The 565-nt window shown below is 65.5% G+C and carries 1 protein-coding gene; it reads right to left on the bottom strand.

Annotated features, from left to right (window positions below; genetic code table 11):
• Window positions 1-5 precede the first annotated feature (5 nt).
• On the bottom strand, window positions 6-407 hold the full coding sequence (locus NW837_RS15465; RefSeq protein ID WP_414332554.1) for a hypothetical protein: 402 nt from the start codon (window positions 405-407) through the stop codon (window positions 6-8).
• Window positions 408-565: the final 158 nt, after the last annotated feature.

The following is a 565-nucleotide window of genomic DNA, read 5'->3' as shown; positions in this document are numbered from 1 at the left end:
CCCCATCAGACCGTAATCAGTTGCACCAGCACGGTGTTGCCCGAAACGGCGACCACAGTGCCCAGCCGCGTGCGACCCGTGCTGGTGCTGTGTACCGTCGGGCGCTGGTTGGTCGCGTCGTAGCCGTCAAGGAACGCATCCGCGCCGACGCTCCCTTGGCTAAAGGTAGCGCCGCCAGCAATCGTCGCATCAACGATCCCGCGCTTATACACCGAGACCATGCGTGCGCCGTTGCCGCCGCCTGTGTTCTCGACATGCTCAGCCGATACGCCCAGAATGCGCTGGTTCGCGCCTGCTGCGCCTTCGGTTGCCCAGCCGTTCGCGTTCGTAATCACCGCTGCGCCGACGCGGATTGTGGCGTTCGCGGCAACGGGATACTCCCAGACCAGTCCTTGTGCGTGTTTCATGCGCGTTCACCTCCGCGGGAGAGTTGCGCGAGAACCTCATCAGGCAGCTGCTCCGCGCCGACACTGAAGCCCAGCTGTTGCAGCTCCTCAGAGAGTTCGCGCCTGCGCTCGGAGAGTTCGGTTTCGCCCAGCCCCACAAACCGCGCCGCGCGCGGGGC

Origin of the sequence: Synechococcus sp. R6-10 (genome assembly GCF_047461815.1) — a bacterium.
GTDB lineage: Bacteria > Cyanobacteriota > Cyanobacteriia > Thermostichales > Thermostichaceae > Thermostichus.
Note: the sequence above shows the minus strand (reverse complement) of the source record. Positions and strands in the feature narration are given on the sequence as shown.